At 57.4% G+C, this 26,501-nt stretch carries 23 protein-coding genes; 14 read left to right on the plus strand and 9 right to left on the minus strand.

The features are described 5' to 3' along the window. The first annotated feature begins 193 nt into the window (after nt 1-193). The 7 genes from VEB01_RS00740 to rimI all read left to right on the plus strand — a co-directional run bounded on the left by VEB01_RS00740 (nt 194) and on the right by rimI (nt 7,581). Nucleotides 194-1,924 (plus strand): acetolactate synthase 3 large subunit, encoded by a 1,731-nt coding sequence (locus tag VEB01_RS00740; protein WP_324872190.1) that lies wholly within the window; start codon nt 194-196, stop codon nt 1,922-1,924. Further along, nucleotides 1,924-2,415, plus strand: coding sequence for an acetolactate synthase small subunit (ilvN, locus tag VEB01_RS00745; RefSeq protein ID WP_324872191.1), 492 nt, complete (start codon nt 1,924-1,926; stop codon nt 2,413-2,415). Before VEB01_RS00740 ends, ilvN begins: the two co-directional genes overlap by 1 nt. A 54-nt stretch (nt 2,416-2,469) precedes the next feature. Beyond that, entirely contained in the window at nt 2,470-3,486 is a 1,017-nt protein-coding gene (ilvC, locus tag VEB01_RS00750) for a ketol-acid reductoisomerase (protein ID WP_324872192.1), read from the plus strand. 114 nt (nt 3,487-3,600) lie between these two features. Beyond that, nucleotides 3,601-4,344 carry a CDP-diacylglycerol--serine O-phosphatidyltransferase gene (gene pssA / locus VEB01_RS00755; protein WP_324872193.1) on the plus strand — a complete coding sequence of 248 codons (744 nt, stop codon included), beginning with the start codon at nt 3,601-3,603 and terminating at the stop codon, nt 4,342-4,344. Nucleotides 4,345-4,686: 342 nt separating this feature from the next. Continuing rightward, a complete protein-coding gene (locus tag VEB01_RS00760) occupies nt 4,687-6,234 on the plus strand; it encodes a 2-isopropylmalate synthase (protein ID WP_324872194.1) in 1,548 nt (515 codons plus the stop codon). A 53-nt stretch (nt 6,235-6,287) separates the two neighbouring features. Then, nucleotides 6,288-7,028 carry a uracil-DNA glycosylase gene (locus VEB01_RS00765; RefSeq protein ID WP_324872195.1) on the plus strand — a complete coding sequence of 247 codons (741 nt, stop codon included), beginning with the start codon at nt 6,288-6,290 and terminating at the stop codon, nt 7,026-7,028. Nucleotides 7,029-7,044: 16 nt separating this feature from the next. Next, nucleotides 7,045-7,581 (plus strand): ribosomal protein S18-alanine N-acetyltransferase, encoded by a 537-nt coding sequence (gene rimI, locus VEB01_RS00770; RefSeq protein WP_324872196.1) that lies wholly within the window; start codon nt 7,045-7,047, stop codon nt 7,579-7,581. Nucleotides 7,582-7,625: 44 nt separating this feature from the next. On the opposite strand, the gene VEB01_RS00775 is transcribed toward rimI, so the two are convergent. Beyond that, nucleotides 7,626-10,736 (minus strand): efflux RND transporter permease subunit, encoded by a 3,111-nt coding sequence (locus VEB01_RS00775; RefSeq protein ID WP_324872197.1) that lies wholly within the window; start codon nt 10,734-10,736, stop codon nt 7,626-7,628. Next, nucleotides 10,736-11,788 carry an efflux RND transporter periplasmic adaptor subunit gene (locus VEB01_RS00780; protein ID WP_324872198.1) on the minus strand — a complete coding sequence of 351 codons (1,053 nt, stop codon included), beginning with the start codon at nt 11,786-11,788 and terminating at the stop codon, nt 10,736-10,738. Before VEB01_RS00780 ends, VEB01_RS00775 begins: the two co-directional genes overlap by 1 nt. Nucleotides 11,789-12,082: 294 nt before the next feature. Here VEB01_RS00780 and VEB01_RS00785 point away from each other — a divergent pair, with 294 nt between their 5' ends. Then, nucleotides 12,083-12,583: a c-type heme family protein gene (locus VEB01_RS00785; protein WP_324872199.1), complete on the plus strand. Its 501-nt coding sequence runs from the start codon at nt 12,083-12,085 to the stop codon at nt 12,581-12,583. Between the two features lie 183 nt (nt 12,584-12,766). Beyond that, complete coding sequence (locus VEB01_RS00790) at nt 12,767-13,345, plus strand: hypothetical protein (protein WP_324872200.1); 579 nt, start codon at nt 12,767-12,769, stop codon at nt 13,343-13,345. A 4-nt stretch (nt 13,346-13,349) separates the two neighbouring features. On the opposite strand, the gene VEB01_RS00795 is transcribed toward VEB01_RS00790, so the two are convergent. The 5 genes from VEB01_RS00795 to VEB01_RS00815 all read right to left on the minus strand — a co-directional run bounded on the left by VEB01_RS00795 (nt 13,350) and on the right by VEB01_RS00815 (nt 17,955). Continuing rightward, the gene (locus tag VEB01_RS00795) at nt 13,350-14,378 is read right to left on the minus strand and encodes a zinc-dependent alcohol dehydrogenase family protein (protein ID WP_324872201.1); all 1,029 of its coding nucleotides are present in this window, start codon (nt 14,376-14,378) and stop codon (nt 13,350-13,352) included. A 31-nt stretch (nt 14,379-14,409) separates the two neighbouring features. Continuing rightward, entirely contained in the window at nt 14,410-14,718 is a 309-nt protein-coding gene (locus tag VEB01_RS00800; protein ID WP_324872202.1) for a hypothetical protein, read from the minus strand. Between the two features lie 112 nt (nt 14,719-14,830). Beyond that, the gene (locus VEB01_RS00805; protein WP_324872203.1) at nt 14,831-15,400 is read right to left on the minus strand and encodes an endonuclease dU; all 570 of its coding nucleotides are present in this window, start codon (nt 15,398-15,400) and stop codon (nt 14,831-14,833) included. 133 nt (nt 15,401-15,533) lie between these two features. Then, nucleotides 15,534-16,493, minus strand: coding sequence for a GGDEF domain-containing protein (locus VEB01_RS00810; RefSeq protein ID WP_324872204.1), 960 nt, complete (start codon nt 16,491-16,493; stop codon nt 15,534-15,536). 130 nt (nt 16,494-16,623) lie between these two features. Continuing rightward, a complete protein-coding gene (locus VEB01_RS00815) occupies nt 16,624-17,955 on the minus strand; it encodes a POT family MFS transporter (RefSeq protein ID WP_324872205.1) in 1,332 nt (443 codons plus the stop codon). 203 nt (nt 17,956-18,158) lie between these two features. Between VEB01_RS00815 and VEB01_RS00820 the strand changes: the two genes are divergently transcribed. Beyond that, complete coding sequence (locus VEB01_RS00820; protein WP_324872206.1) at nt 18,159-18,314, plus strand: hypothetical protein; 156 nt, start codon at nt 18,159-18,161, stop codon at nt 18,312-18,314. 216 nt (nt 18,315-18,530) lie between these two features. On the opposite strand, the gene pepN is transcribed toward VEB01_RS00820, so the two are convergent. Next, entirely contained in the window at nt 18,531-21,185 is a 2,655-nt protein-coding gene (pepN, locus tag VEB01_RS00825) for an aminopeptidase N (RefSeq protein ID WP_324872207.1), read from the minus strand. 137 nt (nt 21,186-21,322) lie between these two features. Here pepN and VEB01_RS00830 point away from each other — a divergent pair, with 137 nt between their 5' ends. The 4 genes from VEB01_RS00830 to VEB01_RS00845 all read left to right on the plus strand — a co-directional run bounded on the left by VEB01_RS00830 (nt 21,323) and on the right by VEB01_RS00845 (nt 26,080). Continuing rightward, the gene (locus tag VEB01_RS00830; protein WP_324872208.1) at nt 21,323-22,303 is read left to right on the plus strand and encodes an HlyD family secretion protein; all 981 of its coding nucleotides are present in this window, start codon (nt 21,323-21,325) and stop codon (nt 22,301-22,303) included. After that, nucleotides 22,300-23,235, plus strand: coding sequence for an ABC transporter ATP-binding protein (locus tag VEB01_RS00835; protein ID WP_324872209.1), 936 nt, complete (start codon nt 22,300-22,302; stop codon nt 23,233-23,235). Before VEB01_RS00830 ends, VEB01_RS00835 begins: the two co-directional genes overlap by 4 nt. Beyond that, a complete protein-coding gene (locus VEB01_RS00840) occupies nt 23,232-24,332 on the plus strand; it encodes an ABC transporter permease (protein WP_324872210.1) in 1,101 nt (366 codons plus the stop codon). Before VEB01_RS00835 ends, VEB01_RS00840 begins: the two co-directional genes overlap by 4 nt. Nucleotides 24,333-24,526: 194 nt before the next feature. Next, nucleotides 24,527-26,080: a sensor histidine kinase gene (locus VEB01_RS00845; protein ID WP_324872211.1), complete on the plus strand. Its 1,554-nt coding sequence runs from the start codon at nt 24,527-24,529 to the stop codon at nt 26,078-26,080. A gap of 24 nt (nt 26,081-26,104) precedes the next feature. On the opposite strand, the gene VEB01_RS00850 is transcribed toward VEB01_RS00845, so the two are convergent. Continuing rightward, a complete protein-coding gene (locus VEB01_RS00850) occupies nt 26,105-26,485 on the minus strand; it encodes a YccF domain-containing protein (RefSeq protein WP_324872212.1) in 381 nt (126 codons plus the stop codon). Nucleotides 26,486-26,501: the final 16 nt, after the last annotated feature.

The following is a 26,501-nucleotide window of genomic DNA, read 5'->3' on the forward strand; positions in this document are numbered from 1 at the left end:
ACAGAATAGGACAGGTTCTTGACGAGTTAATTGGAGGTAACGGAAAAGGTCGGTATATGCCTTTGTTCGGCCGTGCTGGCTTGACGGAATGCTTAAATCCGAGTACCGTTATCGACCATTTTTATTCTGTTGTCTCGACTGAAGCGGGCGTTTTTTTGAAACGCCTGATTCTTTTTTAGGGGTGGTAAAACCTGTGGAGCTTAGCGGCGCGGAAATCGTTGTCCAGTGTCTTAAAGACGAAGGGGTTGAATATATTTTCGGTTACCCTGGCGGAGCTGTATTGCATATTTACGATGCTCTGTTCAAACAGGACGACGTGAAGCATATCTTAGTGCGCCACGAACAGGGCGCAACCCATGCCGCAGACGGTTATGCGCGCTCGACGGGTAAGCCCGGCGTAGTATTGGTGACCTCCGGCCCTGGCGCGACCAATGCGGTAACCGGTATCGCGACAGCTTATATGGATTCGATTCCAATGGTGATTATTACCGGACAGGTTCCTCTGCCGGTAATCGGTAGCGATGCCTTCCAGGAATGCGACACCATTGGCATTACCCGGCCCTGCGTAAAGCACAACTTCCTGGTGAAGGACGTGCACAAGCTGGCGGAAACGATCAAGAAGGCATTTTACGTAGCCACCACCGGTAGGCCCGGCCCGGTGGTCGTGGATGTTCCGAAAGACATTACCGATCCCCATATCAAAATCCCTTACGAGTACCCGCGCTCGGTTTCGATCCGCTCCTACAACCCGCAAGTCAAGGGGCATCGGTGGCAGATCAAGAAAGCGGTCGATCTATTGCTCGCCGCTAAACGCCCCATGATTTATTCGGGGGGCGGCGTGATTTTGGGTAACGCGTCCGAGCAATTGACGGAAGTAACCCGGCTGCTCGGATTTCCCATCACTAGCACGTTGATGGGGCTAGGCGCCTATCCGGCTACGGATAGGCAGTTCCTGGGCATGCTGGGCATGCACGGTACTTATGAGGCGAATATGGCCATGCATGAGTGCGATGTGCTGTTCGCCATCGGAGCGCGGTTCGACGACCGGGTAACCGGTAAGCTTAGCCAGTTTTGCCCGCATGCGAAGATCATTCACATCGATATAGATCCCGCCTCTATTTCCAAAACGGTGCGTGTCGACGTTCCCATCGTTGGTGAAGTCGGTCCGGTTCTTAACGACATGATTGAGATGCTGCGGGGCAGCGAGAAGCGAGCCGATGAGGAGGCCCTCACCGTATGGTGGGATCAAATCGCGCGCTGGCAATCGTTAGACTGTTTGCGTTACGACAGCAGTAGTTCCGTTATCAAACCGCAATACGTTATCGAGCAGTTGTACGAAGTCACCAACGGTGATGCGTTTGTCACTTCCGACGTCGGACAGCACCAGATGTGGGCGGCCCAGTTCTACAAATTCGACAAGCCGCGCCGTTGGATCAACTCGGGTGGGCTCGGCACCATGGGGTTCGGTTTGCCGGCGGCTATCGGTGTTAAGCTGGCGCATCCCGATGCGGAAGTGGCTTGCGTGACCGGAGAGGCGAGCATTCAGATGTGCATCCAGGAGTTGTCGACCACCCTGCAATATCGCACCCCCATCAAGATCGTGAACCTCAATAACGGCTACATGGGCATGGTTCGCCAGTGGCAGGAATTTACGTACGAAAGCCGTTATTCCCATTCCTATATGGAGACGATTCCCGATTTTGTTAAGCTCGCCGAAGCTTATGGTCATGTCGGTATGCGCATCGAAAAACCGGCTGATGTGCGTCCGGCCTTAGAGGAGGCGTTCAGGCTTAAAGACCGGACCGTATTCTTGAATTTCCTGACCGACCCGACCGAGAACGTCTATCCCATGATCGAGGCCGGCAAGGCCCACCATGAAATGCGCCTTGCTCCCGGCATTACCGACGAAAGGGAGCTTGCCTGATGCGCCATATCATTTCCATCCTGATCGAGAACGAATCGGGTGCGTTGTCGCGGGTGGCAGGGCTTTTCTCCGCGCGCGGTTATAACATCGAGTCGTTGACCGTCGCGCCCACGGAGGATGCGTCGTTGTCGCGAATGACGCTGGTTACCACCGGCAGCGACGAAATCATCGAGCAGATCACCAAGCAGCTCAACAAGCTGATCGATGTGGTCAAGCTTATCGATATTTCCGAATCCTCCCACATTGAACGCGAATTGATGATGGTAAAAGTACGCGCCGTCGACAGCGCCCGCGAAGAGATTATTCGCCTGACGGACATCTTTCGCGGAAAAATCATCGATGTTACGCCAGCGAGCTATGTCATCGAAGTAACCGGCGAAAAATCCAAGCTGGACGCCTTTCTACAGACTCTCGATCAAGAATCGATCGTCGAAGTCGTGCGTTCCGGCACCACCGGGATTTTGCGCGGTGATCGAGGACTTCACGTCTAACCACTGTTGATTGACGAATTACTGAGCCAAAACGATAAATCACGAGGACCATTCATGCAGGTTTATTACGATAAAGATGCCGACCTTTCCATTATTCGAAATAAAAAGGTCGCCATTGTCGGCTACGGTTCGCAAGGCCATGCCCATGCCAACAACCTGAAAGATTCAGGCGTTTCGGTAATTGTCGCATTACGTCCGGGTTCGGCTTCCGCGATGAAGGCCGAGAACGCCGGTCTCACTGTTATGTCGATAGAAGAGGCCGTGAAGCAAGCCGACGTCATTATGGTGCTGGCCCCGGACGAGCACCAGGCGAAACTCTATTCCGAGCAAATCGAGCCGAATATCAAGAAAGGCGCGGCTTTGGCGTTCGCCCACGGGTTTAATATTCACTTCGAGCAGATTCAGCCGCGCGCGGATCTGGACGTCATCATGATCGCTCCGAAAGGCCCTGGCCATCTGGTGCGTTCCACATACACTCAGGGCGGCGGCGTGCCATCCTTGATCGCGGTGTATCAGAACGCTTCCGGGCAGGCTAAAGAAATCGCGTTGTCCTACGCTTCGGCTAACGGCGGTGGACGTGCAGGAGTTATCGAAACCTCGTTCCGCGAAGAGACCGAAACGGATCTGTTCGGCGAGCAGGCCGTATTGTGCGGTGGCGCAACGGCTCTCGTGCAGGCCGGGTTCGAAACCTTAGTGGAAGCCGGCTACGCGCCGGAGATGGCTTACTTCGAATGCTTGCATGAGCTGAAGCTGATCGTCGATTTGATGTACGAAGGCGGCATCGCCAACATGCGCTATTCCATTTCCAATACCGCCGAATACGGCGATCTGACCCGTGGCCCGCGCGTCGTCACGGAGGAGACGAAAAAGGAGATGAAGAAGATTCTCGGCGAAATTCAGCGCGGTGAGTTTGCCCGCGAGTTTATTCTGGAGAATCAGGCCGGTTGTGCCACGCTGAAGGCCAAGCGGCGCCTCGGGCGCGAGCACCAGATCGAACAGGTCGGCGCGAAGCTGCGTGACATGATGCCTTGGATCAAAGCCAACAAAATCGTCGATAAGAGCAAGAACTAAGTCTTGCTTCCGGTCGGGCCGAGCCGATTGGCTCGAGCTCGGCCTGCCAAATTGGCGACGGGTTATGCTAAGCTAGCCCGCATTACCGGTTGACCCATCTTAAACAGCGGGACTATGGAAGAACAAATCCCCCCTGCGAGGCGGCGGCGCGGCATTTATCTCCTGCCGAACTTATTCACTACGGCAGCGCTTTTCGCCGGTTTCTACGCCATTACCGCCGCTTTTAACGGGCGCTTTGAACTGGCCGCCGTGGCCATCTTCATCGCCATGATTCTGGACGGTCTCGACGGGCGCGTGGCTCGCCTGACCAACACGCAAAGCGCTTTCGGGGCCGAATACGACAGCATGGCGGACATGATTTCATTCGGTGCCGCTCCCGCCTTGGTCGCGTACATCTGGTCGCTGACTACATTGGGCAAAATCGGGTGGGTCGCCGCGTTCGTACACGCCGCCGGCGCGGCTCTCCGCTTGGCCCGCTTCAACACCCAGATTGCAACCGCTGATAAACGGTATTTTCAGGGCTTGCCAAGTCCTTCTGCCGCCGCGATTTTGGCCGGCTTTATCTGGTTTAGCGAAACGTATGGTTTGACTGGCGAATCCATGCGCTACGTTTCGCTCGGATTAGCGTTGATGACCGGTCTCTTGATGGTTAGTAACTTTCGTTACTACAGCTTCAAGGATGTGGATCTCCGGGGACGGGTGCCGTTCATGTGGGCTATCCTCACGATGCTGGTGTTCGCCTTCATCTTTACCAATCCGCCCTTGATGCTGTTTCTGATATTTACGGCTTACGCCGTTTCAGGTCCGGTGCTGACCTTGGTTGGTCGGCGTAAAATGCGGAGTGAGCGCCGAATCTGAGGGAGTGTGGGGCTGTTTGCTGCCAGCCCCATGCTTTTCCGATGGATAAGACGAAACTGTCCCCGTTTACAGCTATGGCGCTTGTACGATGCCCGGATGAGTAATATAGTTGCTCAAAAGGCAGTTTTAAATCCATGCATCGAATCATCATTCCACAATGCTGTAAGTTCGGCCGCGTCGCCGGCCGCGTCAGTGTTGTCTGCCGCTCTGAATTCCTCAGCCTTCTGAGTCTTCGTCTCCTGCCCTGAGGGGCAGTAGACTTGACGCATTCCAAAATCCTAGGCACGAATATACAGGTAGGCCCTCCTGAAGGGAGGCTACGAGAGATAACGAGGTTTTATCATGAGCGACAAACTCATCATTTTCGATACGACGTTGCGGGACGGCGAGCAAAGTCCCGGTGCTTCCATGACACGGGACGAGAAAGTCCGTATCGCCAAGGCTCTTGAGCGTCTGCGGGTGGATGTGATCGAGGCCGGTTTTCCGTCGGCGAGCCCGGGGGATTTCGATGCGGTGCAAGCCGTGGCGCGGGCGGTGAAAGAAAGTGCTGTGTGCGCTTTGGCGCGGGCTTTGGATAAAGACATCGATCGGGCCGGCGAGGCGCTTAAGGAAGCCAATCGGGCCCGTATCCATGCTTTTATCGCGACTTCGCCGATTCACATGCAGAGAAAGCTGCGCATGGAGCCGGATCAGGTGATCGAGTATGCGGTGAAGGCCGTGAAAAGGGCGCGGCAGTACACCGATGACGTCGAGTTTTCGCCGGAAGACGCCGGGCGCTCCGAGGAAGATTTTTTGTGCCGGATACTCGAGGCGGTGATCGATGTGGGCGCGACAACCTTGAATATCCCCGATACCGTCGGTTACAGCGTGCCTGAGCAATTCGGCCGTACGATCCGCCGCTTGCGAGAACGCATCCCCAATTCCGATAAAGCCGTCTTTTCCGTGCATTGCCACAACGATCTAGGCTTGGCGGTGGCCAATTCGCTGTCTGCCGTCATGAACGGCGCGCGGCAGATCGAATGCACTATTAATGGCTTGGGTGAACGAGCGGGCAATGCCGCGCTGGAGGAGATCGTCATGGCGGTCAAGACCCGCAAAGACGTGTTTCCGTGCCGGGTCGACATCGACACCCGTGAGATTGTGGCTTGTTCCAAGCTCGTCTCGAACATCACCGGTTTTCCGGTACAGCCCAATAAGGCTATCGTCGGGGCCAATGCTTTTGCGCACGAGTCCGGCATTCATCAGGATGGCGTCTTGAAAAGCCGCGAGACTTACGAAATCATGAGCGCGGAGGACGTGGGGTGGACCACCAACCGAATGGTGCTGGGCAAGCATTCCGGCCGCAACGCGTTTCGGACGCGTATGCAGGAATTGGGCATCGAGTTCGGATCCGAGAAAGAATTGAACGATGCGTTCCAGCACTTCAAGGATCTGGCGGACAAGAAGCATGAAATTTTCGATGAGGACCTTCAGGCCTTGATTACCGAAGCGGGCGTCGAAGCGGAGGACGAGCGCGTTAAACTGGTTGCGCTCAAGGTGTGCTCGGAAACGGGCGAGACTCCCTCTGCACGAGTGACCCTCAAAGTCGAAAACGAGGAAATGACCGGCACGGCCAAAGGCGGCGGCGTGGTCGACGCAAGCCTTAAGGCCATCGAGTCCCTCGTCCATACCGAATCCACTTTGTCGCTGTACTCGGTCAACAGCATCACCACCGGCACCGACGCTCAGGGCGAAGTGACAGTCCGTCTCGAAAAAGGCGGGCGCATCGTCAACGGCCAAGGGGCGGATACTGACATTGTGATCGCTTCGGCCAAGGCTTACATCAATGCGGTCAATAAGCTGCTGGCGCCTCGTCAACGCATGCACCCTCAAGTGGCGGGGGACGTTTGAGGATGCGCGAGTTTTGCAAGGGGGCGGTGTAAAAGCCGCCCCCGCGTTTCACCATGCCTCTCGACGAACGACAACGGGAATATCTCCGTTTAATGGGGATCCAAGTGTGGGTACCCCGGTTGCATATCCCATTCGGGGCTGTCGAGAACCCTAATCACTTTACCCCCATGCCGGATGACTTGCATGAGAGCGTAGATACGGTGGACGTACCGGTTCCCGGCACTGCTTCGACTTGTCCGCTTAACTGGGAGGATTTGGAAGCCCGAGTAGCGGGTTGTACCGCCTGCCCGTTACATCAGGGCCGCACGCAGACCGTTTTCGGCGTCGGCACTCGGGAGGCCGAATGGATGGTGATCGGCGAAGCGCCGGGAGAACAGGAGGATTTGCAAGGCGAGCCGTTCGTGGGGCGGGCCGGGCAATTACTCAATGAAATGATTCGGGCCGTTGGTCTAAAAAGGGAAGCCGTTTACATCGCCAACGTGATCAAATGCCGTCCGCCTAAGAACCGCGATCCGGCCCCGGAAGAAGCCGCGGCCTGCGAGGGTTATTTGAAAGGACAGTTGGCGTTGGTGAAACCCAAGATTATTCTGGCCGTGGGGCGTATTGCCGCACAAAATTTATTAAAAACCGCCACACCCATCGGTAAACTACGCGGTCAGGTGCATTATTACGAGCACATTCCGCTGGTGGTGACTTACCATCCCGCTTACCTGCTGCGTTCGCAATTGGAAAAGCGACGGGCTTGGGAAGATCTCAAATTGGCCATGCGGACCTTTCGACAACAAAATAGCTAGAGAATTTACGGCCGCTATGTCCGATTTGTTCGAACGTATCAAGAAGTTCATCAGTTATGACGCCGAAACCGAATTTTATTACCGACACTTCCCCAGCCTCGCGGAGAATGCCGAACTGATAATTCGTCCCATGCGGCGGTCGGACTTGAGCGTCGTGGCCGCCATCGAGCAACGCGCCTATGAATTTCCCTGGGAGCCGGCCACCTTCCGGGACTGCTACAGCGTGGGCTATTGCTGCTGGGTAGGCGAAAAGGCCGGTCAGGTCGTTAGCTATGGAATTGCGACGGTCGGGGCGGGGGAGTCGCATGTGCTCAATCTCTGCGTGTCGCCGCAAAATCAGGGGCAGGGCTACGGGCGATCGATGCTGGAAAAACTCATGGCAGTCGCCAAAGAACACTACGCCGAAACGATTTTCCTCGAAGTACGTCCTTCCAACAAACCCGCCATCAAACTTTACCATCAGTTGGGATTCAACGAGATCGGCACCCGCAAAGGCTATTATCCGGCCCGAAACGGCCGAGAAGATGCCCTGATTATGGCTCGGATGCTGTAACCGTCCGCCCGAGAAGTTTCATTCCCTCGGCTTAGAACGGATGGCTACTCCGGTTCGCCAAATCTTGGTGGGTCGCCGACGGCTTCGAACCGCCCGAATTTAAGCAGTATCGCCGGCAGCAGCAGCAGGTTGAGTATCGTGGAGGAGACCAGTCCGCCGATGATGATCGCGGCCATGGGACCCATGATCTCGCGGCCCGGATTGTCGCTGTTGACGGCGATGGGCAGCATCGCAAGCGCGGTGACCAGCGCCGTCATCAGGATCGAAGGGAGTCGTTCTTGCGCGCCCTGGATCGCCGTTTCCAGATTCCATGGCCGCTTTTCCCGCTCCACCAGATGCCGGTAGTGCGAAATCAGCATGATGGCGTTGCGCACGGTGATCCCGAACAGGGTGACGAACCCTACCATCGATCCGACCGAGAGCGTGCTACCCGTCAGGATCGCCGCGGCGACGCCTCCGGCCAGTGAAAAGGGAAGATTGCTCAAGGTCAAGAGCGTGTGGCGTACACTGCCGATGGCCAAAAAGATCAACAGCAGGACTCCAATGCCCGACAGGAGAGCATGGACTGTCAACTCCCAGCGTGCTTTACCTTGCTCCACGGCGGCTCCCGTGAATTCGGGATAGATTTCAGGCGGAAAGTCGATAGAGGCGAAGGTGCGCCGGCGAAGCTCTTCCACGAATGAACCCGGATCGCGTCCGGTCACGTTTGCCGTGACCGTCTGCACACGCTGTCCGCCACGATGCAGAATGTTGTAGCGTCCTCCGATCTGTTGGATATCCGCGATTTCCCCCAGTTCCACGACAAGGCCGTCCGGGGTGCGGAGCGGTATGTGCGCTACGGCTTCGGAGCGGCGCCGCAATTCCGGCGGCAGAATTACGGCCACGTTATAGGCGCGATTGTCCAAGTAATAGCTGCCAGCCACCCGGCCTTGCAAAGCCGTTTGCAGGACATCGGCCACTTCCAGCGGACGCAAGCCGTAGCTGGCCAGGTAATCCAGTTTCAGGCGAATCTGCAGCAGCGGCGTGCCGGGAGGCGATCGCAGCTGCACATCGGTGGCCCCGGGAAGATTTCGAATCAAGTTGGCGACCTGGCGCGCCTTCTGATCGATCTGGTCGAGGTCCGGGCCGTATAGATTGACCACTATGGGTGCCGTATAACCGGAGATGGTTTCGTCGACTCGCTCGGTTAAAAAGGTATTCGCTTCGAACAGGATTCCCGGAAAATCACCCAGGATCCGCCGGAGACGGTCCAGCACCGATTGCTGGCCTTCGCCGGACAGCGGCTTCAGGCGGACTTCGTACTCGCTGTAATGGCTGCCGTAAGTATCGGCTCCGCGCTCGGCCCGGCCGGCCCATTGCGAGACCGATTCGACTTCCGGCATCGTCAGAAATTGCCGGGTCAGCAGCCCGCCGATTCTGAGCGATTCGGCCAGCGACGTGCCGGGAAGGCTGGTGGTGTGAACGATGTAATGGCCCTCCCGAAGTTCGGGCAAGAATTCCCCGCCGAGGTTCGGCAGCGCCGCAAACCCGAGTCCGCAGATCAACGCGCTGATCCACAAGGCCGCTCTTGGCCGTTTCGCAATGGATCTCAGCAGGCTGGCGTATCTGGGCTGAAGCAGCCGGATCAACGGCGGGATGTTATTGGCCTTGCTGTTTTCCAAGAGAACATAGCAGAGCGCGGGCGTCACCGTCAGCGCCACGAGGAGGGACATCAGAATGGCGAGGATATAGGCATAACCGAGCGGGGCGAACAGGCGACCGGCAACGCCGTCGAGGGTCAGGAGCGGCAAGAACACCAGCGCAACAATAAAGCTGGCATAGATCACGGAGCTGCGCACCTCCATGGAGGCTTCGTAGACCACGTGGAGCGTCGGGCGCGGTGTCGGGCTCAGGCGGTTTTCGCGGAGGCGGCGGAAGATGTTTTCGGTGTCGATGATCGCGTCATCCACCACCTCGCCCAAGGCGATCGCGAGTCCGCCCAGGATCATGATGTTGAGATTGATGCCGAGATTCAGCAGCGTCACCACGGCAGCCAACAGCGAAAGGGGTATGGCGATGGCCGAGATAAATGCGGTGCGGAAATCGAACAGAAAGGCGTAAAGCACCAGAACGACCAGAAAACCGCCCATCAGCAGATGCCCGGCAAGATTCTGCAAGGATCGCTCGATGTAATCCGCCGGCCGGAATAGACGGGGATAGAAATCGATAGTCTGTTTGGCGAAAAGCTGCTCGAATTCTTGGAGCACGCTTTCGACGCTCCGCGAGACGCTCAGCGTATTGGCGCCGTACTGGCCGATCACCATCATGACGATGGCAGGCTTTCCGCCAACGGCGGCGGCGCCAATGGGCGGTCTGGGCGCTGTGGTGACGGTCGCCACATCTGCCAGAGTGATATTCGCGCCGTTTTGGCGCAGCAGCACGACCTGCTTCAAAGTTTCCTCGGCAGCCGGAAGGCCCACGATATTCAGGTTGATCCGCTGGTTGTCGTTCTCCACGAATCCGGCTCCGGGCATGCCCGTCGCCTGGCGAGCGGCGCGCACGACGTCCTCGGTAGCCAGGCCGTGGCGGCGCAGCCTGTCCGGGGCGATCTGAATCTGCAACTGCCGGATTTCGCCGCCGAACACGTTCACATCCGCAACGCCCGGCACGGCGAGAAGACGCGGTACGATGGTCCAGTCCACCAGATCGCGAAGCTCCATAAGGCTGCGGGAAGGCGAGCTAAGGCCGATGGTGAGAACCGTCGCGGAAGATGAGGACAGCGGTACGGTCACGGGCGGACCGGCGCCCACCGGCAGTTCGCCGGCAAGCACGGCCAGGCGCTCGCCGACGAGTTGCCGGTTACGGTAAATATCGGTGTCTTCCTCGAAAACGGCTGTCACCACCGAAAGGCCCTGGATCGACTCGGATCGGATGCTGTCCAGGCCGATCAAGCCGGCCAGGTGTTTCTCGATGCGCGAGGTGACGAGGGTTTCCGTCTGTTCGGCCGTGAGGCCGGGAGCTTCGGTTTGGATGACGACACGGGGTGCGGAAAACTCGGGAAAGATATCCAAACTCGCCTGGCCGAGACGGAGCGCGCCGTAGAACAGCAGCAGGAGGGCGAGCGCAATGACCACACCGCGCTGCTGCACGGAGAACCGAACGATGGCGGACAGCATCAGTCGTCGTCCTCGTCCGGAATATCTCCCCGGAACTCCTCCGAGAGCAACATCTGTCCGCCGGTTACGACGATCCTGTCGCCGGCTGCAAAGCCTTGATCGACGAACCATGAGTTGCCGTGTTCGCGATAGGCGGTGATCTCGGTGCGGGTGAACGTTTGATCGTCCGACTGGCGATAAACCCAGGGTTTTCCGGCATGCCAAACGATCGCCGACGGCGGGATGGCGACGCCGGCTAGCGGTGCACCGGAAACCGGTAGCCAAGCGTTGATTCTCATTCCGGCGCGCAGTTGATTGCTTTGGGCGTGAAAGAAATAAGTCTCGCCCTGTACAAGATCGTCGGTTTTTGGGGCGGGAGAAATGAATTCGGCCTGATGCGCCAAAGTCCGGTCGCTTTCCCGGGCAACGAACAGGGCCCGCTGATCGGACGGCATCGATTGGCCGCTGGGCACGGCGATCAAGAGCAGTACCCGGCTACGGCTCAAGAGCTCCCGAAATAGCCGCGATTCGCCGTCGAAAGCGAGATGGGTCAGTTGTTCGCCCCAGGATTGTTCGGCCTCATGTCGAATTTCCCGCATCAGTCGCCGGGCAGCCTCGAGTTTGGCGCGATCAGCCTGGTATTGCGCCTCGGCCTGAGCCAAATCGCGGCCGGCAACGATGTTCTCGCGGTGCAAGGTCATCAGCCGGTTCCGGTTTTTTTGAGCCAACTCGATTGCGGCGTTTGCGATTTCGACCTCGGTGCTGGCCGCTTGATAACGAACGTGCAAAGCCAACAAAGGCTGAATGTCGACCACCCTGCCGTAAGCCGCCATCTCCGGCTGAAAAGCAAACGCGTTCAGAACCTCGGTTGCCAAGCCTCCGGCTTTTTGTTGCTCGTCGCTTAGACGGACGGTCGCGGCTCGCCGGCGGGAATCCGGCTGACTCTTTACGGCTGGCGTCGATTCGTGAGCAATCTCTTCGGTCTGACCGTCGCCGTCATCGGAGAAAACGGGGAAGGCGAAAACGGTGAAAAACAGCGCCGTCAGGAAGGACAGACAGGAAGTCGGCTTCATTGAAAAAATCGTAACTACGCGGGATTAAAGCAAAAAATGCATGTATTCGAAGCCGGAGGACTATAACTCAGCTGGTTTGCGAAACACAAACGATGGAGCCGAATCGGCTGCCGTACAACACTGGCCGGATGTCCTCGATTGAAAATTGTTTGACATGGTATCGACCAAAAACCACAATGCGGATGGGATGCGTTCTTTCATTATCCGGAAAGCTATCCGATGGACAAGGCGTGCAGCGCATGCGTTGTCCGGGCGCTTAAATCCCACACATCCAATAAAAAAGAGGAAGAGCCAATGAAACTCAAATATTCGCTGTCTGCTCTGGTATTGGCGGCTGCGGCCGGTGCTGCAATCGCCGAAGAGGACGCGGCTATCGCGCGCACGGTCGACCAGGTCAAAATGCTTGATGCTCTTTATAAAACCGCCGTGGTGCTGATCACCGAGCATTATGTGGAAAATCCTTCGTCCATTTCGGCGGCCACCGCATCGAAGCTGTTGTTCTCGGAAATGAAAAAGAACGGGTTTCATGAGGCCCGCCTTCTAGGATTAACGGATCAACTGACCAACCCCGAGGAAAACACCCCAAAAGGGGATTTCGAAGAGACGGCCAAGCAAAAACTTATGTCCGGTGAACAGTACTATCAGCGAGTGATCAAGGAAGGCGACAAACGGTATCTTTACATGGCCACCGCAGTCCCGGTAGTGATGGAAAAATGTGTAATGTGCCACGCCAACTTCAAGGATAAAACCGGTCCTATCGGGGCACTGTCCTATAAAGTCGCGGTAATCGAATAAACCTTTTAATTTTCCAAAGCTGAGGAACACGGCCTTGAGCCGTGTTTCCTTTTTGGGGCTTCTCCATTGCGTTTGCCTTGTATCGGCAAGAACGGAAAAGTCTGCCTTCGGGAAACTCTGTAGGCAGTTGCGGCGCTTCTCGTGGATCATTTATCCTGCAAGGACTTGCCAAGGAGTCCGCCTATGTTCGATTCAGCGCAATATGGTCCGGTTCTCAAGCCTTTACTCGCCGAGGAGCGGTTGAATTCGCTCGGTCCGGGTACGCCGAACGACAAGGTTTTCCCTTTGCTTCAGGCTTTGTCGGTTGAGCAAGCGTTTTTTCCGCACCCGATAAAAGATGCCGGCATGGCGAAATGCTGTCTTGCCGGTTTGTGGCTGTACCACGACTATCTCGACGAGAGCCATCGCATCAGTCAATCCGTCTCGACTTCCACGGGCAGCTATTGGCACGGCATCATGCACCGCCGCGAGCCGGATAGTTGGAACAGCAAATACTGGTTTGACCGGGTAAGGCAACATCCGGTTTTTCCCGCTTTGTGCGAGGCTGCGAAAAGCGTCGTAGAACAGGATTTACCGCTGCCCGAAACACGCTTCTTGCTGGAACAGCGGCAATGGGACCCCCATCGATTCATCGACCTTTGCGAGGCCTGCCGGACGGGGAAAAGCCAAGCCGAAAACCTGTGCCGAATGATTCAACTGCGGGAATGGCAGTTGCTGTTCGATTATTGCTACAGGCAGGCTAGCGGGTTGCCCGTGTTTTAGGGCTTCACTCCAGCCGAAGCACTTTCGCCCCCCGAATGCGGTGCGTTTTAAGGTCTAGCAATGCGCGGTTAGCGTCTTCCAGCGCGTATTCTTCAACTTCGGGGCGAATGGGAATTTCGGCGGCCAAGGCCAAAAAATCGCCAACATCGCTTCGGGCGACATTCGCCACGCTTTTGATTTCCTTTTCCATCCACAGATGACTTGGATACTCCAGGCGTAGCAGATAATCCTTGTCCGCGTCTTCCTTGCGTATCGCGTTGATGACCAGTTTCCCGCCCGGGGCGAGGTGCTTGAGGGCTTCGACTACCGGCTTCCAGACTGGCGTCGTGTCGATGACGGCATTCAGCTTCGCCGGCGGTTCGTCGTCCGTGTCGCCGGCCCAGGCGGCGCCTAATTCCAAGGCGAAGACTCGCTCCTCGGGATTTCTGGCGAACACGAATACCCGCGTTTCCGGATAGCGGTGGCGAACCATCATCAAGACCAAATGAGCCGATGCGCCGAAGCCGGTGAGTCCCAGATTCTCGCCATCTTTAAGTTCCGCCAGTTTGAGCGAGCGATAGCCGATCGCTCCGGCGCACAGCAACGGTGCCGCTTCGACATCGGAGAACGTCTCGGGAATGGGAAACACGAACGCTGCAGGCGCCGCCATGTATTCCGCATAACCCCCACAAACGTCGCGTCCGGTTGCTTTGAATTGCGCGCACAGATTTTCGTTCCCTGCCCGGCAATAAGGACAGATTCCGCAGGCTGAATGAATCCAGGCGACGCCAACGCGATCGCCGACGGAAAAACCCGAGGTTGAGCTGCCGAGTTCGTGCACCCGGCCTACCACCTGATGTCCCAGGATCACCGGAAGCAGCGGTGGCGGCGTGCGGCCTTCGATCTCGTCCAACTCCGTGTGGCAGACGCCGCAGGCGGAGACTTTGATCAGCAGCTCATCGGAACGGGGAACCGGTTTCGGCCACTCCGCCAAGGTCAACGGCGCCGGATTCTCGGTCAGTTTGGAAATCCGCTCTAGGATCATCGCTTTCATGGCATCGCCCTGGGAGGAAGCCGCGCCGGTATTATCGATATGGATCGTACTCGTTGAGATAGGTCGCAATGGCGTAAGAAACCGGCCAGAACAAGGTCTCGATAGCACCGTTGAAAGGCAGCACAAGTCCCGCCATCGCGCGTTCGCTGAAGGTTGGTTCGATATACATGTCGAAATCTTTCCGGAGCGTGTCTCGATCTTTTGTCAAAAGCGCGTATTCCAACCGGGTATCGTGGAACGCCATGGGTCGGTCGGTTCCGGTCAGGCTCAGCGTAGCGCAGCCGGTTAAATTTATCGTCGCCATAAGAAAAAGCAGCACCCAGATAGAAAGCGTGTTCATTTTGCCTCCGGTTTACTCTTGAGAGTCGCGAGCCGACTAAATTCTCCGGGCACTGAATATTAATATCAAAAATCGTCATGCCGGTAGGAGGGACGCCCGGCGATGCTGTAGATCAGGGGCGATGAATGCTTTCGCCCCGCGAGATGCCGCCAGCAATGATATGGGCGGTGCGTAAGGGCTCCGGCAAGCGGCCGTGAACGGCAAGCGCTCGGATAAAGATCGCGGTTTCCTTGGCAGATAATCCGGCGCGTTGAACGTAAACGTCGGCCATCGGTTCCATTGGTCCGGCCTGTTCGATAAGCCGCCATTTCCGTTGCCCGCCGGGGACATGGTTGAGCAGAGCGTCGCGGATTTTTCCGAGATTCGGAAGATGGCGGGCAACGACGACAACCGGCCGATCCAATGCCTCATGCAACCGGTGTATATCCACGACGTTGAATCCGCCGAAGGCGATGCCCTGAAGCAAAATGGCCTGAAGATGAGGGTAAAAGCGCGAACTACTGACCAGATCAATCAAGACCCGGGTCGAATTGATCCCATCGCGGCGCACTTGCCCGGATAGGACTCCATCGAGACGATGTCCCGCATAGAAAGCGCCGACGATTATCACATCGCCCCGATGACTCCGCTCGAAAGGAGCGTCATCGAAACCGATTACATGGGAAAGATGAGGGTATGCCATTGAGCCTCGCAGTCGGACGAAAAACCGGATGCCAAGTCTCCGATTATCGTACGGTGCTCAACCGCAGGATATACACAGGCTGTGGTTGATTCTCGGTTTGCTTCTGGCGCTTGTAAAGCCGTTGCGCCCAGGCTTAGGCTAGATCCGTCTCGTTGATAACCAAGTTCCGTCCGCTGTCTTTCGCTTTGTAGAGGCAGCGGTCCGCTCGCCGCATCAGGTCGGATACGGTGTCGCCCGGATGCATCTGGGCTACGCCGGCGCTGATACGCACCGGTATGGCTTTGCCTTTGTATCGCAAGGGAATTCGGTCCAGCAAGGCACGAAGACGGTCCAGGACGAATGTGGCGCCCGACGCGTTGCCGCCGGGGAAGATGGCGACGAATTCCTCGCCGCCCATACGGGCGAAAATATCCTGTGGCCTCAACAGCCCGCGGGCGGCCATAACCAAATGTACCAGCGCCTGGTCGCCGGCATCATGGCCGTAGGTATCGTTGATATGCTTGAACAAATCGATATCGATCATGCCGATCGACATCTGGTCTTTTTGGCGCCGGGTTCGCGTGAATTCACGGGTCAAGATGATGTCCAGCCCACGCCGATTCAGCACACCCGTCAGCGGATCGACTTGAGCGAGGGTCCGGCTTTCCTTTAGTTCATCCTGCATGCGCTGGAGCAGTTGCTGAGTTTCCCGTAATTCGGCCTGGGAGTCGGCGACTCTTTGCCTAAGCTGGGAAATCGTCTTCATGATTTGCCCGAGCGCCTGCTCCATCGAAAATCCTGGCGCTTGCGTAGGTGCGTGCTTCTCGTTGATGAGGTTCTGAAAATGGCCATCGAAAGTCCCCAGTTCGGCCGTAAGACCGAACGTCGTGTCGGTGAGGATTTGCAGCACCATATCCATGGCGGCGGTGACCTCGGCTTCGGGGGTAGCGGCCGGCAGCAATGGCTCCGGCCTCTGCCCGGTAAGCTCGCCGGCGATCAGATAGTAGTGCTCCGCGTAGTGATCCGGCGTTGGAGGCAAACCGGATTCCGTCAGGCGTCGTAAAGCTTGTCGCGCTACCGCAACGGGCTGGGGAGAGATGGTCTCGGCTGTCATTTTGGAGCTTTGCTGGCAATCGGCTCAGGGTTTATAGCAAAAAAATAGACTAAATTCCGTGATTTAGTAAGTTTTAGGTGGGATGTACCCGGCGCCGGAATTCTTTACCGCGAGCAAAAAGGTCGGAAATTTAGGCATCGGCCATCCGCGATGCTTCCGGATAGTAGCGGCTTGCGACGGAAAATAGGGCGGCGGTGGCGAGCATCAGTGCGGAGAAAAACCAGAAATAATCGGCTCCCGCCAATATCGAAGTACCGTCCGGGTTCCGGATGAAAAAATTGACCGCGCTGGTGAAAAGATTTCCGGCGGCCACGGACACCATGAAGAAGGACATCACGAAAGACTTCATGGTGGGCGGCGCTTGGGTATAAGAGAACTCCAGGCAGGTGATCGACACCATGACCTCCGAGGCGGTCAGGACGACGTAATTGAGCAACTGCCAGCCGATGGACGGCGTGGCTCCGGCATCCAGAGCACGCTGAATCCAGGCCGCCAATGCAAACGAAAGAGCGGCCAGAAACATCCCCGTGCCGATTTTCCTTAGCGCTGTAAGGCGAATACGGCGTTCGATCCGCGGATAAATCCCGTAATAGAATAGCGGCGTCAAGATCATGATAAGCAACGGATTGGCGGCTTGAATCTGTGACGGCAGAATCCGGTAGCCCATGAACGTCTGCTCCATCTTTTGCGCCTGAAGCACCCAGGACGAACCGGTCTGATCGAACAGCGCCCAAAACATCGCCACGAAGGCGTAGATAACGCCTAGCTTGGCAAGGCTCCGCAATCCCTCGTGGCTCAAGGTTTCCCGCAGGAAAGCGACACCCCCGGCGGGTATGTGGGCGAACTGATAACGGCCCGACCAAAAAATCACCGTGGCGATAAGCATCAGGATTCCGGGTACGGCGAATGCCGTCGAAGGCCCGTAGTGTTCCAGCAGCCAGGGCGTCACGAGCATGGATGTGAATGCGCCCAAATTGATGGCGAAATAGAACCAGCTATAGACGCGGCTGAGCAAATGGCGATTCGTTTCCGCGAATTGATCGCCGACGTGGGCGGAAACGCAGGGCTTGATGCCGCCCGCCCCCAATGCAATCAGGCTCTGTCCGAGCAGAAGGCCGGCGCGGGTGTCGTCCAGCGCGAGAGCCAAGTGTCCCAAGCAATAAACCAGCGACAATACGATGATGGTGCGGTATTTCCCCAGCCATCCGTCGGCGAGAAGCGCACCCAGAATCGGCGTGAAATAAGTAGCCGAGACGAATAAGTGAAAGTAGCCCTTGGCTTCCTCCTCGCTCATCGGGTCGGGAGAGCCCGCAGGGTTCATGAGATATTGGCTCATGAACACCACCAATACCGCCCGCATGCCGTAGTAGCTAAACCGCTCGGCGGCCTCGTTGCCGACGATGTAGGGAATGCCGGGCGGGAGGCCGGGGATAGGGAGGGGTTTGGTACGGTACGGCGTCATGATTCCAGTCTCGTTTCTTCTGGGTTACCTGATGTTGCCATACCGAAAAAAGTGGTGTGCCGTCGATTCGAAATGCGATAAGTCGTAGCCGATCTCACTAATTCTTGATTTAGATCAATAAATGCCGAATTACCTTTCGTTACTGTTTACCCGCGAGCCGACTCGGCCGCAGTCACAAAAATAACTATTTTGAGGAAGCCATAATGGAAAATGAAAAAGATAACTTCTGGTTGTACATCGGCGGAGTTATTGTCGCTGTCGCGCTGGTCCTGGTAATGGTCAAAGGAAGCGAGCACGAAAAATACGCGACAAGTGCAAAGGCTATAGCCGAAGACTCCACCAACGCTTCTTACCGATAGAACACAGGATTAACTGCTGTTTTTGACTTTATAACCAAAAGTATTGAACAGCCGAAATGCAGCGGCAGGATGGGCGCTTAAACTTCGCCCATCCTGCTGATTTCGGGTGAGTCGAAAGACGAGCCACAAGGACGAGGCTTTCAACGGTAAACCGGTGTACACCACTCAAGAACAGCATGTCCGGCCGCTCTCCCTCCGCATATCGGCGGAACCCGCTTACGACAAACTCTTCATCGCCACTTCGTAGACATCTTTCGAAACGTTCTCGGTTCCGGCAATTCGTTGAAGCTGCTGGCGCATCAGTTTTTGCCGCTGCGCATCGTAACGCCGCCATGGCGTCAAGGCCGTCAGCATCCGTGCGGCCACTTGGGGATTCAAGACGTTCAATGCGATGACATGGTCGGCGAGAAACTCATAGCCCGCGCCGTCGGGAGCATGGAAATTGACCGGATTGGCCTGGGAAAAGGCGCCGATCAGCGAACGGACCCGGTTGGGGGTCTTCAAATCGAAAGCCGGGTGCGTGAGCAGTTCTTTGACCCGATCCAGCGTTCCGGGTAAATGGCAGGTGGCCTGCAGGGTGAACCACTTGTCGATTACCAGGTCCTCTTCTTGCCAACGCTCGTAGAACTCGGCCAGGCAGTCGGCTTTCTCCGGATTATGGCCGTTCACAATGGCGGACAGGGCCGAGATCTGGTCGGTCATCGTGCGCGCGTCGCGGAATTGCTTGGCGCTGAGTCGGTGCGCCTCGTTGGTCTCCTGCTCGCTGAGATAAGCCAGGCAGACATTTTTCAGCCGGCGCCGGCCCACGGCTTCGGCATCGAAGCGTCCCGCTTCGTCGGTGTGATACGTCTCGTACAGGCGGCGGAACTCCGATGCCAAAACGCCGGCCAGCTCCAGTTTCACGGCTTGCCGAGCGTTATGCACCGCGTCGGGATCGATGATCTTCATCGAGGCGCTGATATAGTCCTCGGACGGTAGGGTTAGCAACAGTGCCAGATAGGACAAATCGGACCAGTCTTGCGAAATCACCTTTCGATAGGCGTCGGTGAGATGGCTGTCGATGGTTTCCGGCGTCTCCCCTTTGGCAAATCGATTGACCAGATCGAGGATAGCCTGCGTGGCCAGTTCCTGCCCGGCATCCCAGCGGTTGAAAGGATCGGCGTCATGGGCGAACAGGAAAGCCAGCTCCTGATAGCCGCGGTCCATGCGCAGCCGGACGGGCGCGGAAAACCCGCGCAGCGCGGAGATCACGGGTTTTTCCGACAGATTGACAAACCGGAAGCGCTGTTCGCGCTCCTTTACATCCAGTACGCGGCTTTTTTGCGCATGGGATTCCGTTTCACCCTCGAGCTGCAAGGGCAATTCCGTGCCGTCGGGTGCCAGAAGCCCTAACGCCAAGGGAATATGGTACGGGTCCTTGGCTGGTTGACCCGGCGTGGGCGGGCAGGTCTGCCTGACGGTAAGGTTCAGCACGCGGTTTGCCGCATCGTAGTCCGCGGCAAGATGCAGTTCGGGCGTTCCGGCCTGGCTATACCAGCGGCGGAATTGCCCAAGATCGGTGCCGCTAGCCTCTTCCATGCATTTGACGAAATCGTCGCAGGTCACGGCTTGCCCGTCGTAGCGCTGGAAGTAGAGGTCCGTGCCTTTGCGGAAGCCTTCCTTGCCTACCAAGGTTTGGATCATCCGGACCACTTCGGCGCCTTTCTCGTAAACGGTCAGCGTGTAGAAGTTGTTGATCTCGATGTACGATTCGGGCCGCACGGGATGAGCGAGGGGACCGGCGTCCTCCGCGAATTGCCGGGTGCGCAGCATGTTGACTTCGTCGATGCGCTTGACGGCGCGGGACGTCCGGTCGGCGCTGAACTCCTGGTCGCGGAATACGGTCAGGCCTTCCTTCAGGCTGAGCTGGAACCAGTCCCGGCAGGTGATGCGGTTGCCGGTCCAGTTGTGGAAATACTCGTGGCCGATGACGCCCTCGACGTGCTCATAGTCGGCGTCCGTGGCGGTATCCGGCCGCGCCAGCACGTACTTGGTGTTGAAGACATTGAGCCCCTTGTTCTCCATCGCGCCCATGTTGAAGTGGCTTACCGCCACGATCATATAAAGATCCAGGTCGTATTCCCGCCCGTAGTTCTCCTCGTCCCAGCGCATGGCGTTCTTGAGGGACTGCATGGCGTGATCGCATTTGTCGAGGTCGTGCTTTTCGACGAAGATCTGCAAAGTGACTTCTTTGCCGGAACCCGTCACATAGCGGTCTTCCAGGCATTCCAGTTGTCCTGCGACCAGAGCGAACAAATAAGAAGGCTTTTTGAACGGATCTTCCCATTTCACCCAATGGCGGCCGTTTTTTAGCTCGCCGGTAGCAATCCGGTTGCCGTTGGACAGCAGCACCGGATAGCGCGATTTGTCCGCGACGATGGTCGTCGTGTATTTGGCCATTACGTCCGGGCGATCGGCGAAATAAGTGATCTTCCGGAATCCCTGGGCTTCGCATTGGGTGCAAAACATACCCTTGGAGAGATACAGCCCTTCCAAGGCCGTGTTCGCTTTAGGATTGATCCGGGTGACGATTTCCAGATCGAACGGGCGGTCGGGAACACCGGGCAAGACCAGGGATTCTTCGGTGAGGCGGTATTCGGGTGCGTTCAGGTTGCGGCCGTTCAGCCGGATCGATTCCAGCACGAGTTCCTCGCCGTTCAGTTCGAGCTCCCGGTGTTCTCCGGGCGATTCCGGATTCCGCCGCACGCGAAGCCTAGAGGTGACGCGAGTATTCTCCTCGTCCAACTCGAAAAAAAGATCGGCGGTCTCGATGAGATAGTCCGGTGGCGTGTAGTCTCTGAGATAAACAGTATTGGGTGTGTGTTCGCGCATGGTTGTCCCGACCTTGTGTCAACAATAGTGGAATGATAAGGCTTAGACCGGGGAAACGGGAGAGCTGTCGGCTTTTGACGCCTTTTTCCGATCTTGCTCAATGGCTGAATGTCGTCTAAAGCGGTTAACATGAGTGAATGACACGCTTTATTTACACTGCTTCAGGCTTGGCGGCCATGCTGCTGCTTCTCGGTTGCGGGCCGGACGAACCGAGTACCCGCGTGGTCGGCATTCTGGAATGGGACCGTGTGGAGCTGATTGCGGAGGCATCCGAGCCTATCGTCGAAATTCCGGCCAATGAGGGAGACTGGGTCGAACCGGGGCAAGTTCTCGTGCGGCTCGACCCGGCGCGGCTATTGGCTCGGCTGAACGATGCGGCGGCGTCGCGGGATCGGGCCGCCGCGAGGCTTCTGGAACTGGAGCGGGGGCCTCGGACCGAACGCATCCAAGAGGCGGCGGCCCGGTTCAAAGGCGCCGATCAGGTCTACCAAGTACGCAAGCGCGAATTCGAGCGGGTGAGCGATCTGCTGCCCCGTAAGCTCATCAGTCCGGACGAAGTGGATCGGGCGAGAAGGGAACTTAAAGCGGCCCTTGCCGACCGCGATTCGGCTTCGGCCGTCCTCGAGGAGCTCAGGGCCGGCACCCGTGTGGAAGAAGTGGAGCAAGCGCGCCAGGCGCTGGCCTCCGCGGAGGCAGCCGTGCAGGTCGCCGATACCAATCTGCAACGCTTGACGGTGCGGGCACCGGTGGCGGGGCGCCTCGATAGCTTGCCGCTCAAGCTCGGGAACCAGCCGCAAGCGGGAGCGGTGCTGGCCGTGCTGCTCTCCGGCATCGCGCCCTATGCGCGCGTCTACATTCCCGAACCGATCCGGATCCACATCATGCCGGGAGATGCGGCGCGGATTTGGCTGGACGGTGTCGCCGAACCCTATGAAGGCACCGTTCGGATGGTGACTTCGGACCCCGTGTTTACGCCTTTCTTCGCCTTGACCGAGCGCGACCGGCGGCGTCTCAGCTATGTCGCCAAAATCTACCTGAGCGAGACGGTCCGAAATGTGCCGGCCGGACTTCCGGTCGAGGCCGAGCTGTTGGGTCTCTCGCGGCCCAAGCAACCATGACCGGGGAGTATGCAGTCATAACCCGCGGCCTGACCCGTCGCTTCGGAGCGCTCACCGCCGTCGATCATATAGATATCGCCATTTCCCGTGCCAGCATCTACGGGTTTCTCGGTCCCAACGGTTCCGGCAAATCGACGACGATTCGCATGCTGTGCGGCTTGTTGGATCCCACGGAGGGAGAGGCGGTGGTTTTGGGCCATCGGATTCCCGGCGAGACCGAGGCCATCAAGCGGAAAATCGGGTATATGACCCAGCGCTTTTCCCTTTACGAGGATCTCACCGTCCGGGAGAACCTGGAGTTCATGGCCGATATTTACAGCCTGCCGCGCAAGTCCGTCCGGCAGCGCATCGACGAATTGCTCGAGAAATACAATCTCGCGGACCGCCAGAAGCAGTGGGCCGGGACGCTGAGCGGCGGGCAGCGGCAACGCCTGGCGCTCGCGGCGGTGACGGTACATGAGCCGGAGCTGCTGTTTTTGGACGAGCCGACCAGCGCGGTCGATCCTCAGAGTCGGCGCGATTTCTGGGAAACCCTGTTCGAGCTTTGCGAGAAGGGGACGACCATTCTGGTGTCCACCCATTACATGGACGAAGCGGAGCGCTGTCATGGTCTCGCGATTCTCGACCGCGGCCGCGTGGTCGCGGACGGCGCGCCGCAGGAGTTGGAGCGGCGCATCGACGCCACCGTCGTGGAGATGGAATCCAGTGACTCGAGAGCCGTGCGCCGGCTGCTGATGGATTTGCCCGGGGTGCTCAGCGTGACCCAACTCGGTATGCGTCTGCGGGTGCTGCTCGACCGATCCATTTCCGATCCGCTGGCGGAGATCCGCACGGGCTTAGTCGATCGGGGGATTCGGTTCGATGCCCGGCTGACGCACCCGAGCCTCGAGGACGTCTTCGTCGCCGCCACGCAAGGCCGTTATCTCAAGTGAACGGCTTGCTGCGCCTTTTCGCGATCTTGCGGAAGGAAGTCCGCCAGCTCAGGCGGGACCGGCTGACCTTCGGAATGATCGTCGGCATTCCGCTGATGCAGATCACGCTGTTCGGCTTCGCCATCAATACCGATGTGCGCCATTTGCGCGCCGGGGTGGCCGATCATGCGAACACTCAGCTCTCGCGCATCCTGACCGCCGATTCAGAAGCTTCTCAAGTCGTCAAAATTACCCGTCAGGTAGAAACCCCGGAACAATTGGAAACCCTACTTCGGGAAGGAGAAATCTCCGTCGGGATTTTCATTCCCGCCGATTTCGCAGAGCGCCTCGAGAGTCGGGACAGACCGGCCGCCCAGCTCATGATCGACGGATCCGACCCTCTGATTCTGGCCGCCGCACGCCAGCTCACCGGAATGGAGCTGCACTACGACACGGCGCCTCGGCAGACCGCTAATGCGCCTCTGTTCGAAATCCGCAATTACTACAACCCGGAGCGGCGGTCGGCGGTTAATATCGTGCCGGGGCTGATGGGGGTCATTCTCACCATGACCATGGTGCTGTTCACCGCTGTCGCCATCGTGCGGGAGCGTGAGCGCGGCAATCTCGAATTGCTCATCAACACGCCGGTGAGAAATCTGGAACTGATGGTGGGCAAGATCATTCCCTACGTCATCATCGGATTGATCCAGGTGAGTCTGATTCTGCTGCTCGGGGTTCTACTGTTCCGCGTCCCGATTTACGGGCGGATCAGCGACATATACCTGGCTGCCCTGGCGTTTATCGCCGCCAATCTGACCATCGGGCTGGTGATTTCGACACTGGCCAAAACCCAGTTTCAGGCGATGCAAACGACTTTTTTCTTTTTTCTGCCGTCAATACTCATTTCAGGGTTCATGTTTCCCTTCGACGGTATGCCCAAGGCGGCACAACATATAGCGGAACTGCTTCCGCTGACGCATTTTGTGCGTCTGATCCGGGGTATCATGCTGCGCGGCGCGGAACTGTCGGAACTGCTGCCCGAAATCTGGGCTTTGATGGCGTTCATGCTTATCACCTTGGCGATCGCCGTGCTGCGATTCAAGAAACGGTTGGATTGATTGCCCGACGGTGGAATAACAGCCTAGGCCTCCAGTCATGGCGTGCCATTTGCAGAATTTTTCCCGAAAGGCCTTTGTCTTATTGGAGTCCTTTCGAAAACTCTCGCGTCTTTGGCGCCTGCCCGGTTCCGGTTGAATATTAATGTCTGAACTCAGACGCCGGAACGACACCTATTACGAATTGGACATCGAGTATGAGTTCTTCCGATACCTCCCGTCTCGATGGGAGGATGCCAGAATCCGAGCACACACGGGAAATACGGGCAGCGCAAACAAGGCTGTTATATCAGCAAGTCTCATCGGGTTTGATCGCCACGGTGGTCAACGCGACGATCCTAGTCCTGATCCTGTGGAAAGAGGTTTCCGAGATTTTATTGACGGGCTGGCTTTTGACCGTCGGAGTCGTGGTATTGGGTCGTTACGGTCTGCTCCGCGCCTATTTGCAGGCTAATCCGACGAGTGTCGACTCGCCTCGTTGGGCGCGCCTTTTTTTGCTCGGTGTCGCCGCCAACGGGGCGCTTTGGGGGCTCGCGGGTTTTTTCCTTTTTGTCGAGCAAAGTTACGTCCATCAGATATTTCTTGGATTTATGCTCGGCGGAATGGTGGCGGGAGCGATGTCGACCTTGTCCTCGTTTCGAGGCGCTTTTTTGGTTTTTCTGCTGCCGGCATTGCTCCCATATACGCTGCAGGTGCTGCGTCATGGCGAAGATGTGCATCTTGCGATGGGAGCCATGTTATTGCTCTTCGTGGTTATGATGTGGACGATTTCCGAGCGGCTGTACGCGACTGTGGCGGAATCCTTGCAGCTTCGCTTCGACAATCTTGACCTCCTGGGCGATCTCACTTGGGCAAGGGACCGTCAAAAGATCATCAATCAGGAGTTATCCGCACAGATTGCGGAAAAACAGCGCGCACAGCGCGAGTTGCAGGAGGCATGCGAAAAGCTGGAACAGCGGGTAAGGGAGCGCACCGAAAAACTCGCCCGATCGGAAGAGGCCTTGCGGGATGCCAACCGTCGCAAAGACGAGTTTCTCGCCATGCTCGGTCATGAGCTCCGAAATCCTCTCGCTCCTATCCGCAATGCCGTGAAGATCATGCGCAAAACCGGGATGTCCGAGCCAAGACTGGATTGGGCGCGCGACATCATCGATCGGCAAGTCGATCACCTCGCCCGGCTGGTTGATGACTTGCTCGACGTGTCCCGCATCGTTCAGGGCAAGATCAGTCTTCACGCAACCACGCTAGATCTGGCGACCGCTATTAATCAAGCGGTCGAGGCGAGCCGGCCGCTGATCGAAGCGCGGCATCATGAACTTTTCGTTACGATGCCCGAGGGTCGTCTTCAGGTTAAAGGAGATCAGGTGCGGCTGGCGCAGGTTATTTCCAATCTGCTCAACAATGCCGCCAAGTATACCGACACAGGCGGAAAGATATGGCTAACCGCCGAAGCATCCAGGGATCGGGTGAGCATCCGCGTGCGGGACAACGGCGTTGGCATACCGGAAAAACTTCTATCCCATATTTTCGACCTTTTTACGCAAGCCGACCAAAGCCTTGCCCGAGCCCAAGGCGGATTGGGCATCGGGCTCACCCTGGTCAAGCGGCTGGTCGAGATGCATGGCGGAGAGGTTGAGGCTCAAAGCCCGGGCCCTGGTCAGGGCTCGGAGTTTTCGATACACCTGCCGCGTTTTTGGGGCGAGATTGGCCAAGCCGATGCTGCCCGGTCGAATGCGCAGGGTAACGCCTGAGCGGACTATAGGCCTTAGCGGCCGCTAGGGTTGAACGGGCCGGAGATCTCGGCCGAAGGGAAACAGCGATAGCGGGATGAGCTTGATATGCTGCAGGGCGAAAGGGATACCGATGATCGTGACGGCCAACACGGCCGCACTGGTGAGGTGAGCCAAGGCAATGGCCCATCCGAAAAGCACCAACCAGATCACGTTGAAGATGATCCGCAAAGGACTGTTGGCATTATCGAGCTCCACTACCTCTTTGCCAAAGGGCGCGAATACGGCAAACCCGAGCTTGATCGACTGGAGCCCGAAGGGTATGCCGATCAGGGTCAGGCATAAGCCAATTCCACCCACCACATAACCCAAACCGGCGAGTAAACCACCAAAGATCAGCCAAATGATATTACCCAGTAAACTCATGGCGGCAAACGAACTC

It is taken from the genome of Methylocaldum sp. (assembly GCF_035627495.1).
GTDB lineage: Bacteria > Pseudomonadota > Gammaproteobacteria > Methylococcales > Methylococcaceae > Methylocaldum.